This window comes from Sporolactobacillus laevolacticus DSM 442, assembly GCF_000497245.1.
Classification (GTDB): Bacteria; Bacillota; Bacilli; order Bacillales; family Sporolactobacillaceae; genus Sporolactobacillus; species Sporolactobacillus laevolacticus.
Genome location: NZ_AWTC01000005.1, coordinates 71991 through 88397, shown reverse-complemented (window position 1 = coordinate 88397; position 16407 = coordinate 71991). Strand labels below are relative to the sequence as shown.

The window sequence follows — 16407 nt, the reverse complement described above, 5'->3', positions numbered from 1 at the left end:
ATGTCCGGCGCAGAGTGGGCAATGATTGCAGTCAAGATTATCGGGCTCACCTTATCTGAATTTATTTCCCTTCTTGGCGGAATTGTCGCCTGCGGTTTCATTCTAGGAACGCTTGAGCGTGAGGCGAACATCAGAATGATTCGCTTATTCGGCATGAAAGGGATATATGTTACGGCATGGCTGGGCACTCCGATTCATGAACTCGGCCATGCGTTCATGTGCTTGATTTTTCGCCATAAAGTTACGGAAATCAAGCTTCTTCAGGCAATTGGACCGGACGGCACAATCGGATATGTCCGGCACGCCTATAATCCGGGCAGCCTTTATCAGAGAATCGGCAATCTTTTTATCGGTGTTGCCCCGTTAATCAGCGGCAGTTTGGCGATCGCGCTTTGTGCCAGATTGCTTGTTCCCAGGACTTCGACACTATTTTCAGGTTACTTATCAGGTGCACCACGGTTATTTTCGTTATTTGATTTACCCTCATGGGTTGCGCTTGGGAGAGCCATGCAGACGGTGTTTCAACATTTGTTTGCAGTTCAACATTTTGCTGATCCCTATTTTTGGCTCTTTTTACTGGCAGCGCTTTGTATCTCCTCACGTATGTCTCTTAGTGCTGAAGACATTCGTGGCGCCAAGAGTGGAGCGGGAGCGCTGTTTCTGTTCTTTCTTTTAACGAATGCAATTAGTGTTCTTCTTGATCCAAGTTTGCATGGCCAGATGATGCAATGGATTGCCAGGTTTAATTTCGTGTTGATGATGATGCTGAGTTTATCCGTTTTCTTCTCGTTTCTTGTTTATTTTCTCAGTAATCTGTTGTACCTTGTGATGCGGCGTATGAAGAACGAGTAATTAATACTAAAATAGATAATGATGACTGAGTGAAAATAAACAATGTTGAAAAGGAGGAACGTCGGTGAGTAATTATAAAGGATACATCGGCACCTATACTAAAGGAAAAAGTGAAGGTATTTATTCCTTTGTTCTAGATACTGAGCACAAGAAGCTGACCGCCTTAAAGGTTGAGGCACAATTAGATAACCCGACCTATCTTACAATCTCTGAGGATAACCGGTACCTTTATTCTGTAATTAAAAAAGGAATGAGCGGCGGTGTTGCATGTTATACTCGTGGCAAATCAGGGGAACTTGAACTGCTAGGCGCGCAGGTAGAAGAAGGCCCGTCTCCTTGTTATGTGGGTGTCAATCGATTGAACAGCCGAGTTTTGGCAGCTAATTATCACAGCGGTATGGCAAGCATGTATTCGGTTGATCAAGAGACTGGGGTAAACCTAGCTGCTCATGTTCAGCACAGTGGATCAGGGGCGGATTCGTCAAGGCAGGACGGTCCCCATGTTCATTTTGCTGATTTTACTCCGGATGAACATTTTGCAATTACTGTAGATCTCGGCACTGATGAATTAAGTACGTATAAGTTGTCTGATGATGAATGGATCGCGCAAAGTGTCCTTAATTTTGATCCGGGTACGGGTCCACGCCATCTCGCTTTCCATCCGGATGCTCCATATGCCTATGTCATGACCGAACTCAGTTCAGAAGTGATCGCGCTTCAATTCGATGCGGGGAGCGGTCGATTCGCAGTTCTTCAGACAGTTAGCGCGCTGCCCTCAGACTTTGCTGAGCATAGTCAGGGCGCAGCGATTAAAATTAGTGCTGATGGACGTTTTCTTTATGTATCGAATCGTGGACATAACAGCATAGCGGTTTTTCGCATCGATCCGCAGAGCGGCAAACTTGCACTTGTCGAGCATATAGAAACAATGGGGGATTGGCCACGCGATTTTGAAATTGACCCGAGCGGTCGGTTTTTGATTGTCGCAAATCAAAATTCCGGCGATTTATTTTTGTATGAACGGGATGTTGAATCCGGGCGCCTTTCTGTGCTTGATTCAAAGCTGGAAGTGCCAGACCCGGTATGCATTAAGTTCCTGCATTGATGGTTGGCTTGATTTGCTAGGACATATGTTATTGAAGCGCACTTAACTCTTCATTAACTGTGCGTTCAACTTTTTCCAGGCATTCTTCAATAGTGTTGGCAAAAACTCTTCGTCCATTGACGATGGCGAATGGCTTCAGGCTGCACATGCCGCAAATGTTAAGACAATCATAGTTCATCACCGCGACTTCCGGGTGACGGGCTATTTTTTTTAAATGCTCAACGGTAAGCGAACCGTAATCACAGACTTCAATGGTGACAAGACCTATTCCTTCATTCATCGGGATCCTCCTGAGTTGACATGATCAAAAACAAACTATACTTTATATTCTATAAAGAATAAGGTCTTTAAATCAAGGATGCACTATGGGGGGAGCGATTTGTCCAATCGATTGACGGGAACAAAAGGACGCATACTGGATTTGCTGAAAAAGAACCCAAAACTATCTGCGGCCGAATTCGCAGACTACCTTCACATGACTGAAATGGGTGTCCGAAAGCATTTGAACACGCTTATTCAGGATGGTTTTATTGATGTAGAGAACAGCAAACAAGCCGTTGGCCGGCCGGTTCAGTTCTTTTCACTGAATCCGAGATCTGATGAACTGTTTCCGAAAAATTACGGGGAAATGACCGTTCGCTTTTTAAGTGACATAGAAGAATCCTTTGGTAAGGAAGCCATTGAAAAATTGTTTCTTAATCGTAAAATTCGTCTTCTTGATGAGTATCAATCTCACGTAATCGGCAGAAATGATCATGAAGAAAAGACATCGAAGCTGAATGTGATTCAGAATACGAAGGGCTACATGAGCCAGTTGGAAAAAGTGAGTGAGGGCAGCTATGTGCTGACGGAATATAATTGCCCGATCATGGAAGTGGCACGGAATTTTCCGATTGCCTGCGCACGTGAAACAGAATTAATTAAAGATTTCCTCGGGGCGGAGCATGTGGAGCGGACCATTTGCCGGGCAGAAGGTGGAGCCTATTGCCGATTCGTTATTCGGTTTAATCAGCCTTCCGCAACACGGAATTAAGTGTTGCTGCTTATTTTTGTAGAAAAAATTGCATATAAAAAGAGACGCTGAGAGGCGTCTCTTTTTGCTAGAGGAAGAATTTTTCATCATATTATTGGACAACTTTGGCTAGCACCTTATCATAAACATCGCTAACATAATCCCAATTAATCACGTTGAAAAAATTCTTAATGTATTCTGGGCGCTTATTTTGATACTTTAGGTAATATGCATGTTCCCAGACATCAAGGCCGAGCAGTGGTGTTTCGCTATCCATCAACGGACTGTCTTGGTTAGGCGTGTTGGTGACTTTGAGCCGATTTAGTTGATTCACAGTGAGCCATGCCCAACCTGAGCCGAACTGACCGGCAGCGGCGGCAGAAAATTTTTCTTTAAATGCTTCAAAACCACCGAGCTGTTCATCAATCGCTTTTGCCAATGCGCCGGTTGGCTGGCTCGATCCGCCTGGAATAAGGACCTTCCAGAAGAGGCTGTGGTTGTAGTGGCCGCCGCCATTGTTTCGGACGGCTGTTCGAATGTCTTCCGGCACCTTTTCTAAATGGGCAATTAGATCCGTTAGCGAGTGATCCTTCAACTCGGGATGTTTGTCTAATGCGGCATTTAGGTTGGTGATGTAGGTCTGATGATGTTTATCGTGATGAATCGTCATCGTTTCTTTATCAATGTACGGCTCAAGGGCATCGGGAGCAAATTCAAGTTCAGGCAGTTCAAATTGACTCATAAGGCATCCTCCTTTTTAAACCGAATAGTTTATTAACCACGCTTTAATTAAACCAACAATTGGCATTTCAAGCAATTATTTTGCTCAGGAATAACTCAATTATGCGTGGTGGAGGATGGCGGGCAGAGAAAGTTTAAACATGAATGCCTGCTCTTTTCATCAGACGGCTGATGGCACGCTCAGATTCTTTTAAAACAAATGTTTGATTAATGGTTTTCATCATACGTTTTTCCATAACGATCCTGCCGTCAATGATGGTTGTCTCGACATCCGAACTCATGGCAGAATAAACGATGCGAGAAATCGGATCGGTACCGAATGATGGGTTACAATGGAAACTATTCAGATTAAGTATGGCAAGATCTGCTTTTTTACCGGGTTCCAAGCTGCCGATTTCTTTTTCCATGCCCACTGCTCGGGCGCCATCGATCGTTGCCATTCGAAAAATATGATGGGCATTCATTGCGGTCGGTCCGTGTACAGGTTTATGAATCAATGCAGCTAGCCGCATTTCGTTGAACATATCCAAATTGTTGTTGCAAGGTGCCCCATCTGCGCCAAGTCCCAGGTTAATACCCATATCTGCCATTTGCGGTACTTGAGCAATCCCGGAGGCGAGTTTCAAATTTGAGCCTGGGCAGTGGCTGACGTGCACGCCGCGCTGTCTGATGATTTCCTTTTCTTCTTCATTCAGCCAAATGCAGTGAGCAAGGATTAGGCGTTTTCCGGCAAGACCAATATGGTCGAGATAGACGATATTACGCATGCCGGTATCTTGCTCGACAATCGCAATTTCTCCACGGTTCTCTGAAGCATGGGTGTGGACAAAGACATCGTAATGCTCCGCGAGATCGCGTACCTGCGTGAGCAAAGACTCCGTACAAGAAATGACAAATCGGGGGGCGAATGCATAACGAATTCGTCCGTTGTCGTGTCCATTCCATTTTTCAAGTAAATCGACACTTTCGCGAATGGATGCTTCGGTCTGTTCTTGGAGTCCAAGCGGCACATCGGTCCCTTTATCCATCATTACTTTTCCGGAGAGTGCCCGAATGCCGCTTTCGGCAATCGCCTGAAACGCTTCGTTTGTATAGTGGACGGTTTCCATATCGACAATGGTTGTTGATCCACCAGAGATGAGTTCGCCGATGCCGAGTAATGCCGACATATAGATGGACTCTTCGTCATGAGAAGCTTCCAGAGGCCAGATGCGGGTCCGCAGCCAATCCATCAATTCGAGGTCATCTGCTTTGCCGCGGAACAGAGTCTGGCACAAGTGAATGTGCGTTTGAATGAATCCGGGGATAACTGTCCGTCCTGTCCCATCGATTATGTGATCTTCGGGTTTTGGTTCGACCTTCGTACCAACCGAAATGATACGGTTATCCTCAATCAATAAGTCTCCATGAAGGATTTCTTCACTTTCATTCATCGTGATGAGCTCCGCGTTCTTAATCAATATTCGTTTCAAATGGATCATCTCCGCTTGTTGGCTATATGCAGCCGTTTAATTGTTAGAGGATGTTCGAAAAGTCCGGGAAAAATTACCGGCGAATCTCTGTGTCAACTTGCTTTTCCGCTCCTCACGTATTATTCGCATACGCTCCGGTGCTCAAAGCTGCGTTTCCTTGACCTTCTTGGTCCTTTTGTCCTCCTTTTCGAACAGACTCTACTAAGGAATGTCAGCGTCTGTGAGTTGTGGGAACAAAAAAAGGGCTACGAAAAAAATATGCATGCATATTTTTTCGTAGCCGGGAATTTCCGGTTCCTCGGTAGAGACCCTCAAACCGTATTATTAAGGATATACGAAAACAGAAAGGATGAAGTTTACAAAAATAATAATAGTTGAATGTTAAGTAATCGTCAATATTATTGTCAGAAAATCTAACCTTGTTTATTTAATTGATCAGCTAATCTGACAATATATAATGAAAAATTGGCATTTCGGAACATTCATAGATAGAAAAATCAGAAAAAAATTCCTTTTTCCAAATAGTTAAGGTTCTCTTCAGTCCTTTTAAAACTTGGACGATAGGATTATCATATACCTGACATAGAAATTTATAAATAACGCTGTTGTAAATTTTTATATTATTATAGAAATAGAAATTTTGTGTAAGCTTTTGTGCCGTCACATGTATTGAAGCCATACATGTCTTAAAGGAGGAGTTTGTTTGTCAGTACTGCATAAATTTCTTGATGAGAACATGGTTCAAGATTCATTTGAGAATGCAAACCTGTTAGAGAACTATTGGTCCGCAGACTGGGGGAACGCCAACGCAGTTGGGAAGGTAAGAAAGGTGTTCGTTCACAGGCCGGGTGATGAAATTCTAGAACTGAATAAAGCGAAATTTGAGGCGGAAGCGGGGGCTAGAATTCTTCGTGATGAAAAAGGTGCGATTGTCAGCTACTGCTTAAGCAAAGAGCCGCTGGACCTTGCAAAAATGCAAGAGCAGCATGATCGGATGACCAATATTCTGAAAAAAGAGGGAGTTGAAGTCATCTCGTTGATTGATGATGGTGAACTACTGACCAACAATCTTTTCGCAAGAGATGTCGGCATGGTAATCCCGGGAGGCCTGATACTGGCTCGCTTTGCCTTGAAATTCAGATATGGGGAAGCGCGCAGGACGTTGAAGACAGCAGCCCAGATAGGCATGCCCGTTCTTGCCTCAATCCAGGGTCAAGGATTTGTCGAAGGCGGCAGCTTTATGGTCTTTGATCGGAAAACTGCGATCGTCGGCCGCTCTATTCGTGTCAATCAAGCCGGTATTGACCAGCTTCGTGCGATCCTTTCCTGGCAAGGCATGGAGCTGATCGTGGTCGATCTTCCTTCCAGCATGATTCATCTTGATGAAGTGTTCAATATGGTCGATGTCGATAAAGCACTAGTCGATCCGTCAAACTTACCGCACTGGTTCCTCCAAGATTTGCAAAAGCGAGGCATCAAGCTGATTTATACCGATCCGCTCGATCCGCCGATGACTACGAATTGCCTATGCCTCGCACCAGGTAAGGTTTTATTTACCTCACTTGGCGAACGGACAATTGAGGCGCTTGAGAAAGCGGGCGTTGAAGTGATCGCAATTCCAGTTGATGAACTCAACAAGATGGGTGGAGGCATTCATTGTTCATCACTCGTGCTTCAGCGTGACAATGTGTAAAAGTAAATAGAGAGAAGAGGAGAAACTCTAAATGTATGAAGCCATAAAAAGCCTACCTATCAAAGATCAGGCGGAAAAAATAACAAGAGCGCTTGTCGGTGTCAAAAGTGTGAATGGCACGAATGGCGAAATAAACATGGCGGATAAACTAGAATCTATTCTCCGTTCCTTCCCCTATTTCAAGCAGCATCCTGAACAAGTGTGGACGCAAGTTCTGGAAGGGGACGCACTCGGAAGAAAAAATGTTTTCGCTTTGCTTGAAGGTGGGTTTGAAAATAATAAGACCATCATTTATCATGGTCATATGGATACGGTGGGCATTGATGATTTTGGATCAATTGAGGAGCACGCGTTGGATCCTGATTATCTGCAACACTATTTTGAGAACTATTCAAAAGACAGTGATGTTCAGCAGGACGCCGCATCCGGAAACTGGTTGTTTGGCCGAGGCGCACTGGATATGAAGAGCGGCGATGCCGTTCATTTATGCAATCTGCTTTTCTACTCGGAACATCGAGATCAGTTGAATGGAAATATTCTTGCCATGTTTAACCCGGTTGAGGAAAATGACCATGAAGGTGTCATGAAAGCCGTTGATGAACTGATCCGATTGAAAAAGGAAAAAAATCTGGATTACGTGTTGGCAATTAATGGCGATTTTGTCAGCCCGCTCTACAAGGGTGATTCGCGTCGCTATGTTTATACAGGTTCTGCTGGAAAATTGCTTGGCTGTTTCTATATAAGAGGCAGGGAAACGCATGTTGGAGAAACTTTGGCCGGGATCGATCCAACACTGATTGCAAGTAATATCAACAGCGTTTTGAACAACAACATGGATTGCGCTGAGAAGATTCCCGATGAAGTGATTCTCCCGCCGTCCTGCCTCTTTCTTCGGGACAGAAAGGCATTTTATAATGTCCAGACGGCAGGAACGACTTTTCTTTACTTTAATTATTTTCTGTACGAACGTACACCAAAAGCAGTACTTGGCCAACTGAAGGACGTGGCGCAGCACGTGTGCGATGATCTCGAGCTGTTTTTAAAGAAACAGTACACTGTTTTCTCGGAAAATTGCGGGTTGGAAGGACAGTCACCAGACTGGTCTGCAGCTGTGATGAGTTACGAAGATTTCGCAGGAGAATTGAAGAGTAAAGGTGTTCCGGTTGAAGAAATAACGGATCAAGTGATTCAGGAAAATCCGCAGGAGGATTTTCGGCAGATCAGTTTTAAAATTATTGAAGCGCTTGAAGCGCATGCCGGGGATAATCGTCCTAAAGTCATTGTTTTCTTTGCACCGCCTTATTGCCCGCACAACTATTTGAGAGAAGAAGTTGAGGCGGAAAAGCGCTGTGACCAAATTCTCGATCGCGTTTTGCGTCAGGCGGAGCAGGAAACCGGAGAGACTTTTTCCAAGAAACGCTTCTTCCCTTATCTCGCGGACAGCAGCTACTTGGCGATGAGTGAGTCTGCGGAAGAAACGGCGTCAATATTGGGGAATTTTCCGGGGTGGGGCAAAACCTACAGTGTTCCCCTAGAACAAATCCGTAAATTGAATATTCCGGTTATGGATATGGGTGTCTATGGTAAACGCGCGCATACTTGGATGGAGCGTGTGTACAAACCTTATTCATTTGGCGTGCTCCCTCAATTGATCCGTTCAATGACTGAGGGCATCCTTTCCGAATTTGCACAAGTTTAATCAGTTTTTCCTTCCTTGTAAAAGGAAATAAATAAATCAAAAAGAGGCGAATAACAAATGGTTAAAAAATTAAGTTTAGTATTGATGGCGCTGCTTCTGATTGTATTGTCAGCATGTAGCAGCTCAAGCAGTAGCTCGGATAAGAAAAAAACGATTGTTATGGGAACAAGTGCTGACTATCCTCCATTTGAATCCGTGGACACTGCAAACGGCAATAAAATTGTCGGCTTTGACATTGACTTGGCTAAGGCTGTTGCCAAAGAACTCGGCTACAAATTGGAAATCAAAAATCAGGACTTTAGCGGACTGATCGCTGCACTCGGCAGCAAGAAAGTAGACTTCGTTATGGCTGGCATGGTTGACACACCAGATCGCCGCAAGCAAGTAGACTTCTCGAAAACGTACTACCAATCGTTCCAAGTTATTTTGACAAGAAAAGGCACAAACATTAAGACGATGGAAGACTTGAAGAACAAGAAGGTCGGCGTTCAGCTCGGAACAACTCAAGAAACGTTGGCGAAGAAAGTCAGCAAAACGATCCCGATGAAAATTCAAACCTGGGACAAGCTGAACGAAATGGTTGAAGCAATGCGCGCTGGCAAGCTGGACGCAATTGTTACGGTTGACACGGTTGCTTATGGTTACACAAGCAAAGACAAGACATTCCAACAATTCAACGCAGTCGTTGACGGCAAAACACAATACGATCCGATCAGTGCCGCATTCCCGAAAAACAGTAAACTTGCAGCTCAGTTTGACAAAGCACTGCAAAAACTTGCGAAGAACGGAACAAAAGACAAGCTGGTCAACAAATGGATCAAAAATCAGTAAGCGAAAAAGCACTGAAAGGATAATGGGGCGATGGAACAATTCATTAGCAGTTTCAAAGCAATTGCTCCTTCGATTCCCTATATCGTTAATGGTATATGGGTAACTTTGGGGATTGCGTTAGGTGCGGCAATTATTGGTTTTGTCTTAGGAACGTTGCTGTCTCTGTGCAAAATCAGCAATATTAAACTATTGAATGGATTCGCCCGTGGCTATACATCTATTTTCCGCGGGACACCGCTGATCATGCAGCTTGCTCTGGCATATCTCGCAATTCCGCAGTTAATCGGATTGAACGATGTTGATCCGACAACGTGCGCAATAATAACTTTTGGACTTAATTCAGGAGCTTATATGTCCGAGATTATCCGTTCAGGTATCAATGCGGTGGATAAAGGCCAGTTTGAAGCGGCCGGCGCACTCGGTGTCGGCTATTGGTCGATGATGAAGGACATCATTCTCCCACAGGCAATCAAGAACATCCTGCCGGCAATGATGAACGAATTCATTACCCTGACCAAGGATTCGGCGATCGTATCGACGATTGCCGTCACCGACATGATGCGGCGGTCACAGATTGTTTCGGCACAATATTACACCTATTTTCCGCCGATGTTCGTTGCATTTATCATGTATTATCTTGTCGTCCTGCTTTTGACTTTTATCGGCGGACGTATTGAAAGGAGGCTGAGCCGCAGTGATCAAGGCTGAACATATCGTAAAAGACTTTGGAAGCATCAAAGTTTTAAAAGATGTTTCGTTACAGATCAATCAGGGCGAAGTGGTTGTCGTGATCGGTCCCTCCGGCTCAGGAAAATCAACCTTTTTACGTTGCCTTAATCTGCTTGAACGTCCGACCTCCGGCACGGTTATGGTCGATGAACACAATATGACAGCGATGAAACCGAAGCAGGTCATCAAAGTACGGGAAAAGGTCGGCATGGTCTTTCAGCATTTCTATCTTTTTCCGCATAAAACCGTGCTTGATAACCTGATTTACGCACCGATGAAAGTCAAAGGACTCTCAAAAGAAGAGGCGGTCAAAAAAGCAGAGGAACTTTTGAATAAGGTCGGTCTGCTTGAGAAAAAGAACCAGTATCCGAACAAACTTTCAGGCGGTCAAAAGCAACGGGTTGCCATTGCGCGTTCGCTCGCTATGGAGCCGGACTATATGCTTTTTGATGAACCGACCTCGGCACTTGATCCGGAAATGGTCAAGGAAGTGCTCGATGTTATTCAGTCACTTGCTGAATCCGGAATGACGATGATTATCGTCACGCATGAAATGGGATTTGCCAAGCAAGTGGCCAACAAAGTTGTGTTCATGGACGATGGCAGAATTCTGGAGTCCAACACGCCTGAAGCCTTTTTCAGCAATCCGACTACGGAACGTGCAAAGGATTTTTTGGAAAAGATCCTCTAAGATGTTGTTCAAAAAGATCTGCTAAGATGCTTAATGAATCGTGTTCCAATTTTGTTCGATGAGCCGGATCAGATGCATGGTTTTTTGATCACCAAGCTTGTGCGTCGCAATGATTAAAGAGGTTTGAATTCGAATTGGCTTTTTGTTCAGTAAGATTTCATATAACTGGCGTGAAGCCAATTCTTTTTTAACAAGATTTCGGCTAATCAAGCCTACACCAATGGCATTCATGACAGCACTCTTTACAGCTTCAAGGCTGCTTGATTCTACGATCTTCCGGGAACGGATACCGGTTTCCTGAATATAGCTGTTCATTTGCTGCTCAAAGGGACCGACAATTTCATACTTAATAAATGGATACTGTTCCAGAAGTTCCTGGGTTGAGTGCTTGCTATGAAGTTCTTTTGAGACAACCAAGACGAGGTCTTCCTCTTCAGAGATGACGACATTGGTTACACCAGCTTTGTTATAAGAACCGGAAATAATGCCGATATCGAAAGCGTTGCTGTCGATGCCTGCAATGACTTTATCACTGGTGCAGGAGACCAGTTTGATACCAATCTCCGGATAGGCCTCAAGAAATTGGCGAATGATCGGTGGAAAGTAATGGGTGCAAAACGTTTCTGATGCTGCGATGGTTAATTTGCTCGCAGATCTGCTTTTTTCCTGCAGGTCGGCATGCATTGAATCGATGGTCGCAAAGAGTTTGTCTGCATACTTCCTGACGATTTCGCCATGCGCGGTCAGAAAAGTCTGGTTGCCAATCCGAAAAAATAAAGGGTGGCCGATTTCTTGCTCAAGTGATCGGATTTGCGCGGTAACCGTCGGCTGGGAGAAATTTAATTTTTTGGCTGCTTTCGTGAAGTTTAGTAGTTCGGCTGCTGTCTGAAAAGTTTTTAAATGCCTAAGTTCCATGGACCGTTCCTCCACCCATTGATCTTAAAAGAAGTAAATAAATGATTGTTTAAATTTATTATATTTAGAAAACTTGGCTTCGCCAAGACTTAAAGCGAGCGAAGCCAAAGTAGCGTTTATATTCGTTTCTTTAACAATTTTATACTTTCTTAATCGTATATTAAAGTTTGTTTCATTAGTCTTGGATCTCGTTTCTTCTAATCCTTTAAAAAAGAGGTATACGTATTATGCCGGAAAAAAGCTTATATGAAAAATCATTGGATCTCTTTCCACCGGTCGCTTTACGGGCAACACAACTAGGTGTTGTAAAAGGGGAAGGCGCCTATGTCTGGGATGAAGAAGGCAAAAAGTATCTTGATTTTGCCAGCGGAGTCGCAGTTGTGAATTGTGGTCACAACCATCCGTATGTCGTTCAAAAAGCGAAGGAACAGATGGATCAGTTGATTCACGGCGGGCACAATGTCGTCTACTATGCCTCTTATATTAAACTTGCTGAGAAAATACTTGGGCACGTGGGAAGCAATTATAAGATCTACTTCTCAAATAGCGGTGCCGAAGCGAATGAAGCAGCGATAAAGCTAGCTAAACAGGTGACACATCGTCCTGGTATCATCTCGTTCAAACGCAGCTTTCATGGCCGTACGCTGGCGACAACCACACTGACTGCTTCAAATGCGAAGTACCGCCGCAATTATGAAGGACTCCTGCCAAGTGTCTATTATGCAGAGTATCCGTATGCAACACGCACCGGTCTCACTGAAGAACAGGAAGTTTCCCGTTGTCTTGCGCAACTTGAAGAGATTTTCCACGATCTCATCGAGCCTGAACAGGTTGCCTGCATGATCATGGAACCGATTCAAGGTGAAGGCGGTTACGTTGTACCACCAAAGGCCTTCCTTCAGGCGATCCGGAAAATATGCGATGAACACGGAATTCTCCTCATCTTTGATGAGGTTCAGACCGGTTTTGGCCGTACAGGTAAAATTTTTGCCTATGAAAATTTTGATGTGAAGCCAGATATTATGAGTTTGGCTAAAGCGATTGCCAACGGTTTTCCGCTCAGTGCTATGGTTGCAAAACGTGAGCTTATGGATAAATGGCCGGCAGGAACACATGGCGGCACATTCGGCGGGAACCCTGTAGCCTGCGCTGCCGGAGTCGCAGTTTTTGAACTTCTGGAAGGCGGTCTGGTTGATCATGCAGCCGAAGTGGGCTCATATTTTAAACAGAAATTGCTTGAACTGGCCGAGCAGCACGACGAAGTGCTTGAGGTTAGAGGGCTGGGTCTGATGATCGGCATCGAATTTGTCGACCAGAACGGAAAGCCGGATGGTGAAATTGTCTCTGCAATTCGAGCGAAAGCACTTAAGAAAGGCCTGATCCTGCTTAACTGCGGCGTAAATCATAACGTTATCCGTTTCATACCGCCGTTGATCGTGACTAAGGAACAAATCGACGATGCTTTCGCTATTTTCAGCGAAAGTATGGAAGAATCACTTACGGACGCTACTCAAAAAGTTAACTAATTGAATGGTACTGCAACAAACCGGTTGACTCCCAGATTTTCGGGAGCAACCGGTTTTTCTTTCAAGCTAAGAAAGTATAAAATTTGGGGCTTGCTGATACGGCGCGAAGTGGTCTCCCCTCAATAAATTAAGTTCGTGACACGGAAGCGTGAGACGCCTGCGGAGCGATCCTGTTGATCGCAGGCCAGAGAAGACCCCGCAGATGCTCGGTTGATCGAGGAGGCTCCCGGACTGCCCGCGGTCGCACCAGTTGATGCCAGCAACTGAAGTGTCATAAAGCACAAGTTTGGTGAATTAAAGCTGCATAAAGAGTGATAGCCAAGGACCAGGCGCAGCCTAGTTTTTTCTCACTTCTTCCGAAAGAAAAATTGAATGATAAATAAAACAGCGGCAGCGACGAGCAGGAGATAGATCAGTGTTCCGCCGATTTTTAAAAGCAACAGGACAAGCCAAATGAGGAACAGGATAACAATCAGTGACCAGAGCAGGCTGAGCATGATGCTTCCTCCTTTCTGCAAAAAGTACGTTAACAGTATGAACAAAGCATCGGCGCAGCATTCAGAAAAAGAGAGAAACAATACTGATCAAGAGAAGGCCAATCAGAGACAGGACACTGCCCATGACGGTATAGGTTTTAAACGTATCCCTGATATTCAGGTCAAAATATTCTTTGAATAGCCAGAAACCCGGATCATTGACATGTCCACCGAAAATGCTGCCGGCACCGGTCACGAGAACAATTAATGTCGGGCTGATCCCGGTTGCATGGACAAGTGGCGCTGCAACACCGGCAGCGGTTAGTGCAGCGACAGTGCTTGAACCGATGCAGACGCGAAGAAGCACGGTGACGAACCAAGCAAGGATTAGCGGCGATAACGGAGACCCCCTAAATAAATGTGCAACATAATCGCCGACACCTCCGGCGATCATTACTTCTTTTAAAGCACCGCCTGCACCAATGATCAGCAGGAGCATTGAAATTTGACGAATAGATTTCGTAATGGTCTTCTCAATGTCGTCCATGGAGCGCCTTTGGCGAATACCCATTGAGTAAAAAGCGAACAGTACGCTGATCATCATGGCTCCGGGTGGCGAACCTGCAAGCCCGACAATTTGCCTGGTAAGGGATGGGAGCGGTACAAGATCATTAATCAGTGCTGTGGCGATCATTAAGAGAACGGGCAATAGGCATGTGAAGATACTGAGTCCCAATGAAGGAACTGCATTGTCATCAAAGATCCTTTTCTTATCAAGTAATTCCTCATTGCCGGAGTGTTCATAAACAGCAGGCTTCAAATGAAAAAGCGTCTTATTTAATAAGGTCCCTCCAATTAGCACGGCAGGAACGGCAATACAAATGCCAGTCAAGAGCACATAGGCTGTGTTCGCGTGATAACTTTGGACCAAGGCGGTAGGTGCCGGATGCGGCGGAAGAAAGCCATGTGTTGCCATCAAAGCGGCAATCATCGGCATACCGACATAAAGCAGCGGTACGCCCACAGCAAGGCCTATCTCAAAGACAATAGGCAGCAAGAGAACGAGTCCAACTTCGAAAAATAAGGCAATGCCAATGATAAACGAGGCCATGATCACAGCAAGCTGGATTCTTTTTTTACCGAATTTTTTCGCAAGTGATAGGGCAATGCGATGGGCACCTCCAGCATCAGAAACCAATTTTCCGAGTATGGCGCCCAAACCGAAAATCAGCACAAGATCCCCGAGTTGCTCACCGATCCCTTTTTCAATAACGTCAACGATTTTAGTCAATGGAATGCCTAATCCTATGGCGACAAAAACAGAGACAAGCAGCAATGAGATAAACGTATTCACATTAAATTTCATGATCAGTATGAGCAAGACAACTACACCGAGAGCGACAATAATTAAAGGCAGAAAAATCACTTCTTTACTGTTTTTTCACGTCTTTTGCCATCTAATACTGAAATCTATTTCATATACGAAGTGGTGGTTTTTGATGAAAAACCAGCAAGATGACTGATCGAGTCTAAAAAAGAAGACGCGGCATGTGCATGTACGTTGAAATTTATTTTCATTAAGCCGAGGAGATAACCCACTGAGGGATAAATATAGTGCTTATAGTGACTATACCCTGTTAGAAAAAAAATGAAACATAGATCAGTTTTAGGTTCTGTTAGATGCGATGGGATATCAGAAAAGATACAATGAACATAACTGATGAAAGCAGAGGTGAAACGGATGGCTATTCAAACCATTATGCTTGACTTAGACGGCACAACACTGACGCCGGATAATAAAGTAACGCCTGAGTTAAATGACTATCTGAAGAAATTAAGTGCGCATGGTAAGCAAGTGTTTGTCGTCACAGGACGTTCGGAGATTGATGCGCTTAATGTGCTGCCCGATGATTTTCCTGCTGCTGGGATGGTCGCGTCTAATGGGATGACTGTCTTTGCTGGGAAAGAGAAAATTTTTCAAAGCGTCCTTCCCGATGGACTCGTTCGAAAATTGCTAGTTCGTTCGGGGAAACAGAAAATGTATTATCAGCTCCATCCGGTCGGCGGCAGAAGGACGATTTTGAGCCGCGATAAGCGTTACGTGATCGATCAGATCCATGGTGAGAAGCCTGAGTCAGTATCAATTAACGAATGGCTGTCGCGAAGGCAGGCGGTCTTAGAGGACATGGTCTGGAAAGACAGGTTGACCGATGAGGAGCTGGAACAAATCGTTAAGATTTACTTTTTCAGCGGAAATGTACCAACGATGCGGGCGTGGAAGAATGATTTGCGTGATTTGCAGAGCGAATTTGCCTTCGATTATTTCTCGTCGTCGCATAACAATGTTGAATTGGTTGGAAAGAATGTATCGAAGGCGAGCGGAATACAGATCTTGCTTGATCATTATCATCTTTCTCCAGAAGATGCGATGGCGGTTGGTGACGGAGAAAATGATTTGCCGATGTTTCGATTCGCCGGTCACTCTGCTGCAATGAAAAACGCGCCGGAGCATGTGAAGGCGCAAGCGGAGTGGGTTACGGACGCCTCGTATTCCGAGAACGGTCTTTATAAATTTTTGAAACACGTATTTCAACTATAACCTGAATAAGAGATAATGACGATCACGAAATCGCCATTATTTTTTTGCTCCAATACTATTATTTTT

Annotated in this window: 16 protein-coding genes and 1 riboswitch; of the genes, 10 read left to right on the top strand and 6 right to left on the bottom strand. The window is 44.7% G+C overall.

Going from position 1 to position 16407, the window contains the following annotated elements:
- Both P343_RS25700 and P343_RS25695 read left to right on the top strand, forming a co-directional pair.
- Positions 1-852 carry a hypothetical protein gene (locus P343_RS25700; protein WP_023509639.1) on the top strand — a complete coding sequence of 284 codons (852 nt, stop codon included), beginning with the start codon at positions 1-3 and terminating at the stop codon, positions 850-852.
- Positions 853-916: 64 nt separating this feature from the next.
- Complete coding sequence (locus P343_RS25695) at positions 917-1957, top strand: lactonase family protein (protein WP_023509638.1); 1041 nt, start codon at positions 917-919, stop codon at positions 1955-1957.
- 28 nt (positions 1958-1985) lie between these two features.
- Here P343_RS25695 and P343_RS25690 read toward each other — a convergent pair whose 3' ends face one another.
- Positions 1986-2237, bottom strand: coding sequence for a YuzB family protein (locus tag P343_RS25690; protein ID WP_023509637.1), 252 nt, complete (start codon positions 2235-2237; stop codon positions 1986-1988).
- Positions 2238-2336: 99 nt separating this feature from the next.
- On the opposite strand from P343_RS25690, the gene P343_RS25685 reads away from it, so the two are divergent.
- Positions 2337-2990, top strand: a complete 654-nt coding sequence (locus tag P343_RS25685) for a helix-turn-helix transcriptional regulator (protein WP_023509636.1) — start codon at positions 2337-2339, stop codon at positions 2988-2990.
- Positions 2991-3081: 91 nt separating this feature from the next.
- Here the strand turns inward: P343_RS25685 and P343_RS25680 are convergent, their stop codons facing one another.
- Together P343_RS25680 and P343_RS25675 are read right to left on the bottom strand one after the other, a co-directional pair.
- Positions 3082-3711, bottom strand: a complete 630-nt coding sequence (locus P343_RS25680) for a superoxide dismutase (protein WP_023509635.1) — start codon at positions 3709-3711, stop codon at positions 3082-3084.
- 133 nt (positions 3712-3844) lie between these two features.
- The gene (locus P343_RS25675) at positions 3845-5182 is read right to left on the bottom strand and encodes a 5'-deoxyadenosine deaminase (protein WP_023509634.1); all 1338 of its coding nucleotides are present in this window, start codon (positions 5180-5182) and stop codon (positions 3845-3847) included.
- A gap of 257 nt (positions 5183-5439) precedes the next feature.
- Positions 5440-5540: riboswitch (purine riboswitch) on the bottom strand.
- Between the two features lie 345 nt (positions 5541-5885).
- On the opposite strand from P343_RS25675, the gene P343_RS25670 reads away from it, so the two are divergent.
- Genes P343_RS25670 through P343_RS25650 form a run of 5 tightly spaced genes read left to right on the top strand, consistent with a single transcriptional unit; the run spans position 5886 to position 10825 of the window.
- Positions 5886-6875, top strand: a complete 990-nt coding sequence (locus tag P343_RS25670) for a dimethylarginine dimethylaminohydrolase family protein (protein ID WP_023509633.1) — start codon at positions 5886-5888, stop codon at positions 6873-6875.
- Positions 6876-6906: 31 nt separating this feature from the next.
- A complete protein-coding gene (locus tag P343_RS25665) occupies positions 6907-8574 on the top strand; it encodes a M20/M25/M40 family metallo-hydrolase (RefSeq protein ID WP_023509632.1) in 1668 nt (555 codons plus the stop codon).
- A 57-nt stretch (positions 8575-8631) separates the two neighbouring features.
- Complete coding sequence (locus P343_RS25660) at positions 8632-9405, top strand: transporter substrate-binding domain-containing protein (RefSeq protein WP_023509631.1); 774 nt, start codon at positions 8632-8634, stop codon at positions 9403-9405.
- 30 nt (positions 9406-9435) lie between these two features.
- Entirely contained in the window at positions 9436-10113 is a 678-nt protein-coding gene (locus P343_RS25655) for an amino acid ABC transporter permease (protein ID WP_023509630.1), read from the top strand.
- A complete protein-coding gene (locus P343_RS25650) occupies positions 10100-10825 on the top strand; it encodes an amino acid ABC transporter ATP-binding protein (RefSeq protein WP_023509629.1) in 726 nt (241 codons plus the stop codon). The genes P343_RS25655 and P343_RS25650 overlap by 14 nt, the downstream gene beginning before the upstream one ends.
- A 30-nt stretch (positions 10826-10855) precedes the next feature.
- Here P343_RS25650 and P343_RS25645 read toward each other — a convergent pair whose 3' ends face one another.
- On the bottom strand, positions 10856-11740 hold the full coding sequence (locus tag P343_RS25645) for a LysR family transcriptional regulator (RefSeq protein WP_023509628.1): 885 nt from the start codon (positions 11738-11740) through the stop codon (positions 10856-10858).
- A gap of 227 nt (positions 11741-11967) precedes the next feature.
- Here P343_RS25645 and P343_RS25640 point away from each other — a divergent pair, with 227 nt between their 5' ends.
- A complete protein-coding gene (locus P343_RS25640; protein ID WP_023509627.1) occupies positions 11968-13266 on the top strand; it encodes an aspartate aminotransferase family protein in 1299 nt (432 codons plus the stop codon).
- 347 nt (positions 13267-13613) lie between these two features.
- Here P343_RS25640 and P343_RS37110 read toward each other — a convergent pair whose 3' ends face one another.
- Both P343_RS37110 and P343_RS25635 read right to left on the bottom strand, forming a co-directional pair.
- Positions 13614-13763 carry a DUF5670 family protein gene (locus P343_RS37110; protein WP_023509626.1) on the bottom strand — a complete coding sequence of 50 codons (150 nt, stop codon included), beginning with the start codon at positions 13761-13763 and terminating at the stop codon, positions 13614-13616.
- 61 nt (positions 13764-13824) lie between these two features.
- Positions 13825-15159: a gluconate:H+ symporter gene (locus tag P343_RS25635; protein WP_031263774.1), complete on the bottom strand. Its 1335-nt coding sequence runs from the start codon at positions 15157-15159 to the stop codon at positions 13825-13827.
- 324 nt (positions 15160-15483) lie between these two features.
- Between P343_RS25635 and P343_RS25630 the strand changes: the two genes are divergently transcribed.
- Positions 15484-16341, top strand: coding sequence for a Cof-type HAD-IIB family hydrolase (locus P343_RS25630; protein ID WP_023509624.1), 858 nt, complete (start codon positions 15484-15486; stop codon positions 16339-16341).
- The last annotated feature ends 66 nt before the right edge of the window (positions 16342-16407 follow it).